The sequence below is a fragment of the Actomonas aquatica genome (genome assembly GCF_019679435.2).
Taxonomy (GTDB): Bacteria; Verrucomicrobiota; Verrucomicrobiia; order Opitutales; family Opitutaceae; genus Actomonas; species Actomonas aquatica.
Window position 1 is genome coordinate 5,831,661 of record NZ_CP139781.1, and the last position, 14,363, is coordinate 5,846,023.

Here is a 14,363-nt window from a genome sequence, read left to right on the forward strand (position 1 = left end):
ACTGGAGCCGCTTGTCGGACTCGAACCGACGACCTGCTCATTACGAATGAGCTGCTCTACCAACTGAGCTAAAGCGGCGCTGTAGGGATGAGGGAGAAAACCCGCGCGCTAGGGCAGCGCAAGCCTTGTTTTGGGAGGGGGACGGACCGGCCTGACTGCGGAGGCGAAACTCCCGTCCGGCAGGTCAGTTGCGGGTGAGGGCGACACGGATCTGGGTGAACGAATGGGCAGGGAAGGTGTGGGTGAGGGAATCGCCCGTGGTGGGGAGTTCGTGCTCGGTGGGCTCGTAGTCGGCGCGGTCGGCGTAGGTGTAGGGGCGGTTGTCGAGGTGCTCGCTGTTGAACTCGATGTAGTGGGCGGTGGCGGCGAGGGTGCCGCTGACGTTGGTGATCTCGGTGGTGAGGGCTTCGTCGCGGTGGCGGTTAACGACGTTGATGATGAGCTCGCCGGTCTCCGGGTTGTGCACGGTGGTGACGTCGAGGTAGGGGATGGCGGTGTAATACTCGTCAACGCCGAAGGTGTCACAGACGACGGCGGGGCGCAGGGCGTTGCCGTGGGCGCGGGTGGAGAAGGCCTTGAAGGCGTAGAAGGACGGAGACTTGTAGGTGGCTCCGGTCTCCATATCGCGGGAGAGGAAGGAGGTGAGCAGGGTGTAGTTGGCCATCTTGATGTAGTCGGCGTTGCGGATGAACGCGTTGAGGAACTGGGTGATGGCGAGGGTGTTGAGGTGGCCGCCGTAGATGGGTGGGGCCCACTCGTCGAAGGAGATGTGCATGGGCGGCGCTTTGACCGTGGTGGAGACGGCTTTGATCTGGCCGACGGTGATGTCGATTTTCTCCTGCAGATCGACGGCGCGCTCGCCGACGAAGGTGTAGTAGTCGTCGGTGTTGTCCCAGTAGCGGTGGAGGGAAATGTAGTCGGCGACGTCGTGGAGCTCTTTGATGACGGTCCAGTTCCAGTCGATCCAATCGAGGGTGTCTTTGTAGTTGGAGGAGCCGTTGGCGATGAAGGAGAGCTCGGTGTCGGGGGAGCTGCGTTGCATGGCGCGGGCGGCGACGCGGGCAAACTTCACGTAGTCCTCGGCGTTCTTGTAGCCGATGATCCACCCCTCGCCGTCGACCTCGTTGCCGAGGCACCAGTATTTTATGCCGAAGGGTTCCGGGTGGCCGTAGGCGGCGCGCTTGTCGGCCCAGTAGGTGCCGAGCGGGCCGTTGCAGTATTCGACCCAGTGGGCGGCGTCGAGGGCGGTGCCGGTGCCCATGTTGATGCAGACGACGTTTTCGGTGCCGAGGAGGGCGTTGAGCTGGACCCACTCGTCGGTGCCGACGGTGTTGGGTTCGATGACCCCCCAAGCGAGTTCGCGGCGGGCGGGGCGGTCGGCCTGCGGGCCGATGCCGTCGCGCCAATCGTAGTTGGCGACGAAGTTGCCGCCGGGCCAGCGCATGTTGGTGAGTTGGAGCTCGCGGGCGGCGTCGAGCATGCCGGTGCGCCAGCCGTCGGCGTTGGCGTCGGGGGCGTCGGGGTTGTAGAGGGGCCCGTAGAGGGTGTTGTAGCTGAAGTCCTCCCGTTCGACCCCGATCGGCTCCATGAAGACGCCGTAGATGCGGGGATCGATCTGGTCGATGACGTCGTCGACGTCGATCGTGATGCGGTTGGGGGCGGAGGCAGCGAGGGCGGCGGTCGCGGAGGCGAGTAGCAGCGCCGCGCCGGAGAAGAGAGAACGCTTCACGGGGCAGGCGGGGGTAGAGGATGAACGGGGTAGGGGCGGTGAACGCGGACGGACGAGCCGAACGCGCCGAAGAAGCTGCACCGCGGGCGCGAAGAATGGAAGGGCGTCGGGGCGGACCGTTCACCAGTCGCCGGCAGCTTCGAAGCGCCCGTAGCTGAGACCGGGGGCGGGCTCAGTTATTGGGGATGTCGTCGTCCGGGAGGTTTCCCTGGAGTTTGCGATACAGGGAGAGGCGATCGACTTCGTCGCGGAGGGCGCGACCGTAGAGCTGGAGGCGCTCATGCACGTCGAGGGTCTCGAGCAGCTTTTGCTTGAGGGGCGTGTCGTCGCAGAGGGTGAACGCGGCGAGGTCGACGAAGGTCTCGGCGTCATCGACGGTGCGGAGAAATTGGGAAAAGCCGTCGGGGAGGGGGGCGCCGAGTTGGCGTTTGAGGGCGATCAGGCGTTCGAGGCGACGACGGAGGCGGTTGTTCTCGTCGTCGGAGGCACCGGCGGTGCTGGTGAGGGGACGGGCGCGGATGACGCGGTAGGGCTCTTCGCGGAGGACGGCTTCGCAATCGACGCGCACGAGACCTTGGAGGAGGAGGTTGGAGGTGCCGTCGGCGTTTTGGTTGCAGGCGCGCACGATGCCGGCGGTGGCGATGCGTTGGCCGCGTTCTTCGGAGGGATCGGAGTCGGGAGCGAGACCGGCGATGGCAAAGATGCGGTGAGTGTCGAGCACGGTGCGTAGCATCTGGCGATAACGCGGCTCGAAGATGTGCAGCGGCATGAGGGCTTGGGGAAAAAACGCGACGTCGGGCAGGGTCATGACGGCGAGTTCTTCCGGGACGATGATCTCGGTCTCCACGCGAGGCAGGGTGGGGATCCCCGATCGCGGCGCAAGTGCGCACAAGGTGGGACACCGTCTGACACACCGGTGGCGGGGTGTGACACCAACTGTGTCATCGCGTCGCGGCTTTTGGCGCTCAGCGCGTCGGTGGGAGCGGTTTAATAAATTGTAAGTAACTACCTTTCAGTGTTATACGTCGTCTTTGGGTGGGTGGGCACGTGCATTGCTTAACAGGTGGGCATGAGCCGTATTCTCGGAATCGATTTAGGCACCACCAACTCCTGCATGGCCGCTATGGATGGCGGAGAGCCGGTGGTCATCCCCAACGCGGAGGGCGCCCGCACCACGCCTTCGATCGTCGCTTTCACCAAGTCCGGTGAACGCCTGGTGGGCCAAGCCGCCAAGCGCCAGGCCGTGACGAACCCGCGCAACACCATTTTCTCGGCCAAGCGCCTCATCGGTCGCAAGTTCTCGGAGGTTTCCGAGGAGGCCCGGAACCTGCCCTACAAGGTCGTCGAAGGTAAGAATGGCGACGCTTACATCGAGGCGCAGGTGGGCGACAAGACCGAGCAGTTCGCGCCGCAGCAGATCGCTGCCTTCGTGCTGCAGAAGCTCAAGGCCGACGCCGAGGCCTACCTCGGTGGCGCCGTGACCCAGGCGGTCATCACCGTCCCCGCTTACTTCAACGACGCCCAGCGTCAGGCCACCAAGGATGCCGGCAAGATCGCTGGCCTCGAGGTGCTCCGCATCATCAACGAGCCGACCGCCGCTTCGCTGGCCTACGGTCTCGACAAGAAGTCCGACGAGAAGATCGCGGTTTATGACTTGGGCGGTGGCACCTTCGACGTGTCCATCCTCGAGATCGGTGACGGCGTCTTCGAGGTGAAGGCCACCAACGGTGACACCCACCTCGGCGGTGACAACTGGGACGAGGCGTTGATCAACTTCCTCGTGGACACCTTCAAGTCCGAGCAGGGCATCGACCTCCGCTCCGATCCGATGGCCCTCCAACGCCTCAAGGAAGAGTCCGAAAAGGCGAAGATCGCGCTCTCCTCCGCGCAGTCGACTGACATCAACCTGCCGTTCATCACGGCCGACGCGTCCGGTCCGAAGCACCTTAACATCACCCTCTCCCGCTCCAAGATGGAGCAGGTCTGCGATTCGCTCTTTGAGCGCACCATTGCGCCGTTCCGTTCCTGTCTCAAGGACGCCGATCTCGATTCGGCCGGCATCGATGAGCTCGTTCTCGTCGGCGGTATGACCCGCATGCCCAAGGTGGTGCAACTCGCCCGCGAACTCGCCGGCAAGCAGCCGCACCAAGGCGTGAACCCGGACGAAGTCGTCGCGATCGGCGCCGCCATTCAGGGCGGTGTGCTCCAGGGCGACGTGCGTGACGTGCTCCTGCTCGACGTGACTCCGCTCACGCTCGGCATCGAGACCGCCGGTGGTGTCTCCACCGCGATGATCTCGCGCAACACCACCATCCCGACCAAGAAGTCGCAGACGTTCTCCACCTACTCGGATAACCAGCCTTCCGTCGAAATCGTGGTCCTCCAAGGCGAGCGCCCGATGGCCAAGGACAACAAGAACCTCGGCACCTTCCGCCTCGACGGCATCCCGCCGGCACCGCGCGGCACGCCGCAGATCGAGGTCACCTTCGACATCGACGCCAACGGCATCCTCCACGTGACCGCCAAGGATCTTGGCACCAACAAGGAGCAGAAGATCACCATCCAAGGCTCCTCCGGTCTCTCCTCCGACGAAGTCGAGAAGATGACCAAGGAAGCCGAGCTCCACGCCGAGGAAGACAAGAAGCGCAAGGAGTCCGTCGAGACCAAGAATCAGCTCGATTCCACCATCTACCAGATGGAGAAGGCGCTGAAGGACAACGGCGACAAGCTGCCCGACGACGTGAAGGCCAAGATCGAGCCCGCCATCACCGAGGCCAAGAAGGACCTCGAGTCCGGTGACCTCGACAAGATGAAGGCCGCGATGGAGAACCTCTCCAAGGTCGGCCAGGAACTCTACGCCAAGGCCGCTGAAGCCGCCCAAGCCGCTGGGGTTGATCCCGAGCAGGCTGCCGCCGCTGCCGCTGCTGCCGCCCAAGGTGGCGCCGAGCCGAAGTCCGACAAAAAGAAGTCCGACGGCGACGTGGTCGACGCCGACTTCGAGGTCGTCGACGACGAAGACGACAAGAAGAAGAGCTAAATCCTTTCGCGCACCGTGAGTGACCCCGTCACCTGCGGTGCGCTTTTTGTGATCCTACAAATCAACAACCTTATCCCAACAAACATCCAAACAACCCAATCATATGGCCAAAGTAAGCATTAAGCCCATCGGTGATCGCGTGCTCGTGCAGCACATCGAGGAAAAGGAACAGGTCCGTGGTGGCATCATCATCCCGGACGCCGCCAAGGAAAAGCCCCAAGAGGCCAAGGTCATCGCGCTCGGCACTGGCAAGAAGGACGAGAACGGCAAAGCCGCCGCCTTCGAAGTGAAGGTCGGTGACATGGTGCTCCTCAGCCCCTACGGCGGTTCCGAGGTCAAGGTCGACGGTCAGAAATACAAGCTGGTCCGCGAAGACGACATCCTCGGCGTGATCGTCTGATCCGGCGTTCGCCTCCGTATCCAAAGTTTAAACACAAAAGAATAACTTAAGCATATGTCCGCCAAACAACTTCTCTTCGACGAAGCCGCCCGCTCCAAGATCCTGAAGGGTGTCGAGCTCCTCTCCCGCGCCGTCAAAGTCACCCTCGGTCCGAAGGGCCGCAACGTCGTCATCGACAAGAAATTCGGCTCCCCGACCGTCACCAAGGACGGCGTGAGCGTCGCCAAAGAAGTCGAGCTTCCGGACGCCTACGAGAACATGGGCGCCCAGATGGTGAAGGAAGTCGCTTCCAAAACCTCCGACAACGCCGGTGACGGCACCACCACCGCGACCGTGCTCGCCGAGGCCATCTACCGCGAAGGTCTCAAGAACGTCGCCGCCGGTTCCAACCCGATCTTCCTCAAGCGCGGCATCGACAAGGCCGTCGAGGCCGCCGTTGCCCAGCTCCACAAGATCTCCAAGAAGGTCAACGACCGCGAAGAGATCCGCCAGGTCGCGACCGTGTCCGCCAACTGGGACACCGAGATCGGTGACATCATCGCCGACGCCATGGACAAGGTGGGCAAGGACGGCACCATCACCGTCGAGGAAGCCAAGTCGATCCAGACCACCCTCGACGTCGTCGAAGGTATGCAGTTCGACAAGGGTTACCTCTCCCCCTACTTCACCACCAACCAGGAGGCCCAGGAGGCTGTCCTCGAGGACGCCTACGTGCTGATCCACGAGAAGAAGATCTCCTCCCTGCAGGATCTCCTCCCGCTGCTCCAGTCGGTCTCCAAGACCGGCAAGCCCCTCCTCCTCATCGCTGAGGACATCGAGGGTGAGGCCCTCGCCGCTCTCGTGGTCAACAAGATCCGCGGCACCCTCAACGTCTGCGCCGTCAAGGCTCCGGGCTTCGGCGATCGCCGCAAGGCCATGCTCGAAGACATCGCCGTCCTCACCGGTGGCAAGTGCATCACCGAGGACCTCGGCATCAAGCTCGAGAACGTCGAGCTGTCCGATCTCGGTAAGGCCAAGCGCATCGTCGTCGACAAGGAAAACACGACCATCGTTGAAGGCGCCGGCAAGGCTTCCGACATCCAGGGTCGCGTGAAGCAGATCCGTCGTCAGATTGAGGAGACCTCCTCCGACTACGATCGCGAGAAGCTCCAGGAGCGTCTCGCCAAGCTCGCCGGTGGCGTGGCCGTCATCAACGTCGGCGCCGCGACCGAGGCCGAGATGAAGGAAAAGAAGGCCCGCGTGGAAGACGCCCTGCACGCCACCCGCGCTGCGGTGGAAGAAGGTATCGTCCCCGGTGGTGGCGTCGCGCTCCTGCGCACCGCCAAGGCCATCGACGACGTTGCCCTCGAAGGCGACGAGAAGATCGGTTCCACCATCGTGCGTCGCGCCATCGAGGCTCCCCTCAAGCAGCTCTGCGCCAACGCCGGTGTCGACGGTGGCGTGGTCGTTCAGACCGTGCTCAAGAGCAAGGGCTCCAACGGCTACAACGTCGCGACCGACGAGTATGTCGACCTGCTGAAGGCCGGCGTCGTCGACCCGACCAAGGTCACCCGCACCGCGCTCCAGAACGCTTCCTCCATCTCCGGTCTGCTCCTCACCACCGAGTGCATGATCACCGAGATCCCGGAGAAGAAGGACCCGATGCCCGCCGGCGGCGGTGACATGGGCGGCATGGGCGGCATGTATTGATCGCCCGGTCGTTCGACCAACGTATCCAAAATTATTCTACAAACCCGTCCCGCTCGCGCGGGGCGGGTTTTTTTGTGTGGCGGTCGAGTGGGGAGGCGAGAGGCTCAGCGCAGGCTGTCGGCCGCCGCGGCGACTTCGAGGGGCACGGCGGTATGGGCGATCCAACCGCGTGTGGCGTAGGTGGTGAGCCGATCGATCTCGCCGGGCAGGTGGCGGATCAGGTTTTCTCCCTTGGCGGCGAAGAGGCGGTATTCCTCGTCCCAAGTGGTGAGCGGCGGCACGCAGAAATAGCGGCTGCCGGCACCGGGACCCTGTTCCCGCCAGGTGAGGGCGACACGGCGCATGCGGTAGGGGCTGGCCACGAGCACCACGGAGGTGAGCGGCCACTGCAGGGTCTTGGCCTTGAGCGAAAGGTAGCGGATGTTTTCGCCGGTGTTGGTGGACTCGGTTTCGAGCAGCAGTGCGTCGGCGGGAAACTCCGGCAACATATCGTGCAGGGTGGCGGCAAAGGCCCGGGCTTCAGGTTGGCCGAGGTCGGCGGAGCCGGCGCCCACACCGCCGGTGAAGATGATGCGCGGGGCGACGCCGGCGCGCCACAGCTCGCCACATTGGCGGGCGATGCGTTGGTCGAAATGGCCGAATCCAATGATGGCGTCACAATGCTCCGGCGGCGTGCTGGAGCGTTGGTTGAGGTAGCGGAAGACGACTTCGGGGGCGGTGGGTTTCATTGGCAGGAACGACGGAGCCGATGGGAAACCAAGAGGAGGGAGATCGCGGTCGCGAGGAGAGCGGAGGCGACATAGCCGCCGCCGGGCAGGGCGGAAAACAGACGAACCTCGAAGAGTTGGGCGTATTGCAGATTGACCCACGCGGGCTGACCGACGAGCTGCACCCGTTCGATGTCATTAAGATCCGGATACAGCCAGCGCAGCAGCAGCAGGGACTGCACGCCAAAGTGCAGTAGAATGCCCAAGAGCAGATCGATGGACAGACCCGCCACCAGCAATTGCCGGGGGGCGGTGGAGGTCGGCACTCGGGCGGCGATCCAGGCGATCGCCAGCAGCGCTAGCGGGAGGAGCGAAATGTTGGCGACGCCGTCCGGGTTGGGAGTGCTATGGGTGGCGATCCCCAGCACCAGTGCAGTGAGAATCACCACGGCCCAGAATCGTCCGGTGTCGCGCGGCCAGGGGCGGGGCAGTCGGGCGAGCAGCCAGAGGGCGATCGCGAAGCCAGTCGTGCCGGCGAGCAGGGGAAGATTGGATTGAAAAAGAAAAAAGCAGGCATCGCGAAATCGGCCGAGGGAGTCGTGGGCGAAAACGGTGCCGGCACCGTCGCCGCGCAGGAATGCGGGCAGGAGCGTGCTGCGGAAGTTGACCTCCATGAACTCGAGGCGCTGGGACCACGACATCTCCATGCCCGGCGAGAGACTGGTGTTGGAGCCGAAGGTGGTGGTGACGCCAAGCCGCCAACAGGACCAAATAAACCACGGTGCGCTGACCAGCACGGCCGGCACGGCGTCGACGATCCAGTCACGCCACTGGCGCCATGATTTCGGTAGACGACCGGCGACGGCCAGCGCGAGACCCAACGCGGCGATCCACGGTCCGGCAGAAAAGTGAGTGAGGGCAGCCGCCGCCAGGCAGAGGAAGACGATACGGCTCCGCCACCGAGGAGACGGAAACGTTTGGTGGAGGAGGGCGAAGGCCAGCAGGATGAAGAAGGCGGTTTGCAGCTTGGTCCACAGGAAGGTGGCTTGCTGCACGTAGGAGGGCAGGGCCATGAGCAGCACCGCGCTCCAGATCGGGTTGCTGGCGGTGGCGCCGGCGAAGCGACGTTGCAGAAGCACCAAGGGCCAGAAGACCACGCTGGCGGTGAGCAGCATCAGAAGTTGGTAGGTGCCGAACCCTCCGCCGGTGAGATCGAAATAGGTGGCGATCACCACATTCAGCAAAGGGGGGCGCGCCGCCAGCGGATAGCGGTAGAGAAAGAGGTGATCGACCGGCCAATGCTCGGCGAAGAACAGGGCGCGTTCGTAGTGTTCGACCCAGTCACCTGCCCAGCCCGCCCCGGAGAATACCTGCACGGTCATACCCCAACCGCAGGTCCAGGCGGCGACCGCCAGCCAGAGCAGCATCAGGTGCCGGAGATCGGTTTCGCTCCAGAGGGCGATGAGGACGGTGCACCGACGCACCACCAGTCCGGCCGCGATTGCGACGGTGCCGAACAGCGCGGTCGCGGGTAGCGCCAAGGCGTAGGTGGTAAAGCCCACCAGGTAGGTTAGTAGCAGACTGGCGCCGATTCCCATCGTGACTCGAGTGGCGCCATCGCCGCAACGGGCGGGGATGAGCAGAGGACCCACGGCAAAGGTCAAAAAGCCGAACAGAAGGAGGCAGGACAACAGCTCGAGCATCTTAGCAGGCGGGACGGTGGGATAAGCTCGCGCGCCGCGCAACGGGCATCTGTTAAAGGTGCGCTACGCCCGTTTTTGCCCTTTTCGAAGGCGCGGCGGGAGGATTCCGTGGAGCGACATGGAAGTGATCTTTCTCGGCACCGGCACCTCCCAAGGCGTTCCTATGATCGCCTGCGACTGCGCTGTGTGCACCTCTACGGACCCTCGCAACAAGCGCACTCGCGCGTCCATTCACGTGGTGATGGACGGGCTGCACATTCAGGTGGATGCGCCGTCGGAGTTCCGTCTGCGGTGCGTGGCCGAGAAGGTGAACTGGATCGACTTCTTCATTCTTACCCACGGTCACGCCGATCACATTACCGGTATGGACGACCTGCGTCGCTTCTGCGATCTGCTCGGCGGTGAGGCGCTCAAAGTCTACTCCACCGACGAAGGCATCAGCCGCGTGCTTTCGATCTATCCCTACGCCATTCTCGATCGCCCGGTGGTGAAGGGGTATGCGGCGTTTAAGCTCACCGAGATGCCGGAGCGGCTCGAGCTGGAGCAGGGGACCATCGAATCGACGCTCCTGCCGCATGGCGGTATCAACACCCTCGGACTCGTGTTCACCGAGCGCAGCAGCGGCAAGAAGTTCACCTATTACACCGACTGCAAACGGGTGCCCCGCGACGCCGTCGCGCTCGCACTCGATTCGGATGTGGTGGTGCTGGATGGTCTGCGCCCGCAACCGCATCCGAGCCACATGTCGATCAGTGAAGCGGTGGCCGCCGCCCAGGAAATAGGTGCGCCGCTTACGTATCTCACCCACCTGACACACCTTAGCGATCACGCCGAGACCGAGGCCGAGCTGCCCGAAGGTGTGCGCATCGCTTACGACGGACTGCGATTGAAGCTCTGATCCTGCCCTTCGGATAACACTCCGGAAAAAACACTTGCTGAAATCACATTAAATCAATCAAGATTCAGGGGCTGCACAATGAAGCTCTCCAAAAAAGGCGAATACGGGCTCCGCGCCCTCATCGATCTCGGCATGGCGGCCGAGGTCGGTCCCGGTTTGCTGCAGGTCGCGCAGATCGCCGCCAAGGAGCAGATCCCCGTGAAGTTCCTGGAGCAGATCCTGCAGAGCCTGCGCGAGGGCGGTATTGTTGAAACCCAACGCGGGCGCTTTGGCGGTTACCGACTGGCGAAACCCGCCGACCGCATCGGAATGGGCGAGGTGATTCGTCGCATCGATGGTCCGCTCGCGCCCATCGGCTGCGTGAGCCAGTCGGCCTACGAACCCTGCTCGTGTCCCGACGAGGTCCACTGCGGCCTGCGCATGCTCATGCTCGATGTGCGCAACGCCATCGCCGGGATCCTCGACCGCTACACGCTCGGCGACGTCGTCGAAGTCACGCTGCGCAAGATGCGGCGTGATGGCGTGGTGCCCGACTTCGGGCCCGCTCAACCGCTGCGGCGGCAATCCTCCCTCAAAAAGTCGGCCCGGCTCGAGCCGGTGGAGGGCCTGTTGCATCACCTCTTTTCCGAACCTCAATCCGAAGAATCCTCGTCATGAACGCGTCCGCTCACAATCCGCCTGAGACCGCCGTCCTGCCGGACTGGCTGCTCCTGGTGAAGGAGAAAGTGGAATCGCTGCGCTACGGTGTCGTGCAGCTCACGGTGCACGATGGCCGCGTCACTCAGATCGAGCGCACCGAGAAAACGCGGATCGGCGGCTCCGGCCGCGATTGAGTCCCGCGCGGTGACGCACCGCCCCCCTCCTTTTTCCTACCGGCCACCCGCCGGAGGCCTTTGTTCCCTCCCATCCTCACCATCAACTGACCCGACCACGGGAAGTTCCCATGACCAAGCTCCTCCTTGCCTCCCATGTGGAACTCCACTTCCTCCCGCGCCGCCACGATGGCGGTCGCCCTGCTACTGAGCGCGTCCACGCCGTGGACCGCCGCCGCCGCGACTGACGACGGCGAAATCGCCGCGCTGCGCGAACAGATCCGCCAGCTCGACGCCAAGCTTCGTGCGCTCGAAGCACAGCCCACTCCTGCGCCAGTCCCGGTCGCAACGTCCGCGACAGCGACCGCGACCGTCGACCGCCGCGGGCTGGTCGTCACCTCGGCCGATCGCAGTTATGCGTTGCGCATCCGGCCGCGCATTCAAGTCGACGCCCACTGGTTCCCCGATGCGGCTGACGGCGCCACGGACCTGACGCTGCGGCGCGTGCGTCCAGTCGTCGAGGGCCAGGCCGGCCCGCTCAAGTGGCGCTTCATGCCCGAGCTCGCCGGCACCGTCCGCATCCTCGATGCCTGGGGCGACGTGCAGGTGACGCCGCACAGCTTCGTGCGTATCGGGAAAATCAAGACAGCGGTGGGCTACGAGCGCCTGCAGTCGTTTTCAAAAACGCTCTTTCTGGAGCGCGGCCTGCCGTCGACCCTCACCGCCACGCGCGATCTCGGCCTGCAATGGCACGCCACGAGCGGCGGCGTGCTGGATTGGTCGCTGGGCGTCACCTCGGGGGCGCTCGACGACACGGATCTGTCGGCCAACGCGAACCTGAGTTCCGGGGACTTCGATCTCGAGGCCCGGCTCGCGCTCCAACCCTTTCGCCCGTCCAAGGACCATCCCTTGGCCGGACTGACGCTCGGTCTGGCGGCGCAGACGGGCACCGAGCAGGTGACGATCGCCGACGCCGATCGGGACCGCCGCATTCGCTACCGCACCTCGGGGCGCAACACCTTCTTCCGCTACGCGGACGGCGTGACCATCGACGGCGACCGCACGCGGCTGAACGCCTTTCTGTCCTACTACGCTGGGCCGTTTGGCTTTCTCACCGAGTGGGTGCGCTCGTCCTACGACGTGAGCCGCCTCGGTCCCGCACAGACGATCGACACCGATGCCTGGACCGCGCAGTTCGGCTGGGTGGTGACCGGCGAGTCCGCATCCTACGGCGGCTTCCGCCCGGCGCGCCCGTTTGACCCGGCTCAGGGACAATGGGGCGGACTCGAACTCGGTCTGCGCTTCCACACCCTGCGTGGCGACGAGGCGGCCTTTGCCGGCGACGCGACGGAACGCTTCGCCCGAACCGGCTCGGTGCAAAACGCCACCGCCTGGGGCGCCGCCGCCAACTGGGTGCTCACCGACAACCTGCTCATTGGCCTCAACTGGGAAACCACGTCGTTCTCCGGTGCCGGCACCGCCCGCGCCGACGAGCAGGTCATCCTCTCCCGTCTGCAAATCGATTTCTGAACCCGCCTGAACCCTCCCTCTTCCGAACCATGAAAACGCTCCTCTCGATCCTGCTCGCGGCGGCCCTGCTGCCCGCGCTCTCGGCCAAAACGGTCGAACTCCTCAACGTCTCCTACGACCCGACGCGCGAACTCTACGTGGAGTTCAACCAGGCCTTTGCCGCACACTGGAAGGCGCTCACCGGCGACACGGTGCGCGTGCGCCAGTCCCATGGAGGCGCCGGCAAACAGGCGCGTGCCGTCATCGACGGCCTGGCCGCCGATGTGGTGACGCTGGCGCTGGCCTACGACATCGACGAAATCGCGGCGCGCACCGGCAAGCTGCCCGCCGATTGGCAGGCTCGCCTGCCCAACGGCAGTGCGCCCTACACCTCGACGATCGTGTTTCTGGTGCGCAAAGGAAACCCGCTCGGCATCAAAGATTGGGACGACCTCGTGAAACCGGGCGTCGCCGTGATCACACCCAATCCCAAGACCAGCGGCGGCGCACGCTGGAACTACCTCGCCGCCTGGGCGTATGCAGAATCCCGTTACGGCAGTGCCGACGCCGCGCGCGACTTCGTGGCCCGCCTGTTCAAAAACGTGCCGGTGCTCGACAGCGGCGCGCGTGGGGCGACCATCACCTTCACCCAGCGGGGCATCGGTGACGTGTTTCTCTCTTGGGAAAACGAAGCCTTTCTCGCCCTCAACGAGCTGGGGCAGGGCGAGTTTGAAATCGTCGTGCCTTCACTGAGCATCCTGGCCCAGCCGCCGGTGACCCTGGTCGATGCCAACGCCGAGCGCAAAGGCGTGCGCGCGGTCGCCGAGGCCTACCTCGAATACCTCTACTCGCCCGTCGGGCAACGCATCGCGGCCAAGCACTACTATCGTCCGCTCCATCCCGAACAGGCCGATGCGGCCGACGTGGCGCGGTTCCCGGCGGTGCAACTCGTCACGGTCGATGAGGCCTTTGGCGGTTGGCAGAACGCGCAACGCACGCACTTCGCCGATGGTGGGGTGTTTGACCAGATCTACCTGCCATGAGCACCGCCGCACCCACGCTGTCCACGCGGCGGATCCTGCCGGGCTTTCGGCTCACGCTGGGATTCACCGTCGCTTACCTGAGCCTGATCGTGCTCATCCCGCTGTCGGCAACTTTCCTGCAATCAGCCGGGCTGGGCTGGGCCGATTTCTGGGCGGCGATCAGCTCGCCGCGGGTCGTGGCCTCGTATCGGCTCAGCTTCGGAGCGGCGCTGGTGGCCGCCGCGCTTAATGTCGTCTTCGGCGTGATCGCGGCGTGGGTGCTGGTGCGTTACCCCTTCCCGGGCCGGCGCCTGGTGGACGCCTTGGTCGACCTGCCGTTTGCGCTGCCGACGGCGGTCGCCGGTATCGCGTTGACCACGCTCTATGCGCCCAACGGTTGGCTGGGCGCGCCGCTGGCGCAGCTCGGGATTCCGGTGGCCTACACCGCCACCGGGGTCGGCGTTGCGCTGACGTTCATCGGCCTGCCCTTTGTCATTCGCACCGTGCAACCGGTGCTCGAAGAGCTCGAGCCGGAGTTGGAGGAAGCCGCCGCCAGCCTCGGTGCCACCCGCGCGCAAACCCTGCGACGGGTCGTGCTGCCGGCGCTGCGGCCGGCCATCCTCACGGGCTTTGCCTTGGCCTTCGCCCGGGCGGTCGGCGAATACGGCTCGGTCGTTTTCATCGCGGGCAACATGCCGATGAAGACCGAGATCACGCCGCTGCTCATCATCACCAAACTCGAGCAATACGATACCGCCGGCGCGACCGCGCTCGCTGTGGCCATGCTGCTGCTGTCCTTCGCGCTGCTGCTCGCGATCAACCTCCTCCAGGCCTGGGCGCGTCGCCAGGGCCGCTGA

13 protein-coding genes and 1 tRNA gene are annotated in these 14,363 nt (G+C 64.5%); 9 read left to right on the plus strand and 5 right to left on the minus strand.

All coding sequences use genetic code 11. The features are described 5' to 3' along the window. Window positions 1-2: 2 nt before the first annotated feature. The 3 genes from K1X11_RS22280 to K1X11_RS22290 all read right to left on the minus strand — a co-directional run bounded on the left by K1X11_RS22280 (window position 3) and on the right by K1X11_RS22290 (window position 2,576). A tRNA-Thr gene (locus tag K1X11_RS22280) sits at window positions 3-78 on the minus strand. A 106-nt stretch (window positions 79-184) separates the two neighbouring features. Continuing rightward, window positions 185-1,729, minus strand: coding sequence for an alpha-L-arabinofuranosidase C-terminal domain-containing protein (locus K1X11_RS22285; RefSeq protein WP_221030285.1), 1,545 nt, complete (start codon window positions 1,727-1,729; stop codon window positions 185-187). Window positions 1,730-1,901: 172 nt separating this feature from the next. Further along, window positions 1,902-2,576 (minus strand): LON peptidase substrate-binding domain-containing protein, encoded by a 675-nt coding sequence (locus K1X11_RS22290; RefSeq protein ID WP_221030284.1) that lies wholly within the window; start codon window positions 2,574-2,576, stop codon window positions 1,902-1,904. A 222-nt stretch (window positions 2,577-2,798) separates the two neighbouring features. Here K1X11_RS22290 and dnaK point away from each other — a divergent pair, with 222 nt between their 5' ends. From dnaK to groL, 3 genes are all read left to right on the plus strand, one after another. After that, window positions 2,799-4,766: a molecular chaperone DnaK gene (dnaK, locus tag K1X11_RS22295; protein WP_221030283.1), complete on the plus strand. Its 1,968-nt coding sequence runs from the start codon at window positions 2,799-2,801 to the stop codon at window positions 4,764-4,766. Between the two features lie 103 nt (window positions 4,767-4,869). Beyond that, the gene (locus K1X11_RS22300) at window positions 4,870-5,166 is read left to right on the plus strand and encodes a GroES family chaperonin (RefSeq protein ID WP_221030282.1); all 297 of its coding nucleotides are present in this window, start codon (window positions 4,870-4,872) and stop codon (window positions 5,164-5,166) included. Window positions 5,167-5,220: 54 nt separating this feature from the next. Beyond that, window positions 5,221-6,855 carry a chaperonin GroEL gene (groL, locus tag K1X11_RS22305; protein WP_221030281.1) on the plus strand — a complete coding sequence of 545 codons (1,635 nt, stop codon included), beginning with the start codon at window positions 5,221-5,223 and terminating at the stop codon, window positions 6,853-6,855. A gap of 104 nt (window positions 6,856-6,959) precedes the next feature. On the opposite strand, the gene K1X11_RS22310 is transcribed toward groL, so the two are convergent. Continuing rightward, window positions 6,960-7,583, minus strand: coding sequence for a YdcF family protein (locus tag K1X11_RS22310; protein WP_221030280.1), 624 nt, complete (start codon window positions 7,581-7,583; stop codon window positions 6,960-6,962). Further along, a complete protein-coding gene (locus K1X11_RS22315) occupies window positions 7,580-9,253 on the minus strand; it encodes a hypothetical protein (protein ID WP_221030279.1) in 1,674 nt (557 codons plus the stop codon). The genes K1X11_RS22310 and K1X11_RS22315 overlap by 4 nt, the downstream gene beginning before the upstream one ends. A gap of 130 nt (window positions 9,254-9,383) precedes the next feature. On the opposite strand from K1X11_RS22315, the gene K1X11_RS22320 reads away from it, so the two are divergent. The 6 genes from K1X11_RS22320 to cysT all read left to right on the plus strand — a co-directional run bounded on the left by K1X11_RS22320 (window position 9,384) and on the right by cysT (window position 14,363). After that, window positions 9,384-10,163 (plus strand): MBL fold metallo-hydrolase, encoded by a 780-nt coding sequence (locus tag K1X11_RS22320; protein ID WP_221030278.1) that lies wholly within the window; start codon window positions 9,384-9,386, stop codon window positions 10,161-10,163. 78 nt (window positions 10,164-10,241) lie between these two features. Then, window positions 10,242-10,820 (plus strand): RrF2 family transcriptional regulator, encoded by a 579-nt coding sequence (locus K1X11_RS22325; protein ID WP_221030277.1) that lies wholly within the window; start codon window positions 10,242-10,244, stop codon window positions 10,818-10,820. After that, window positions 10,817-10,996, plus strand: coding sequence for a YezD family protein (locus tag K1X11_RS22330; RefSeq protein ID WP_221030276.1), 180 nt, complete (start codon window positions 10,817-10,819; stop codon window positions 10,994-10,996). Before K1X11_RS22325 ends, K1X11_RS22330 begins: the two co-directional genes overlap by 4 nt. 135 nt (window positions 10,997-11,131) lie before the next feature. After that, complete coding sequence (locus K1X11_RS22335) at window positions 11,132-12,505, plus strand: OprO/OprP family phosphate-selective porin (RefSeq protein ID WP_221030275.1); 1,374 nt, start codon at window positions 11,132-11,134, stop codon at window positions 12,503-12,505. 29 nt (window positions 12,506-12,534) lie between these two features. Then, window positions 12,535-13,527 (plus strand): sulfate ABC transporter substrate-binding protein, encoded by a 993-nt coding sequence (locus K1X11_RS22340; RefSeq protein WP_221030274.1) that lies wholly within the window; start codon window positions 12,535-12,537, stop codon window positions 13,525-13,527. Continuing rightward, window positions 13,524-14,363 (plus strand): sulfate ABC transporter permease subunit CysT, encoded by an 840-nt coding sequence (cysT, locus tag K1X11_RS22345; RefSeq protein ID WP_221030273.1) that lies wholly within the window; start codon window positions 13,524-13,526, stop codon window positions 14,361-14,363. Before K1X11_RS22340 ends, cysT begins: the two co-directional genes overlap by 4 nt.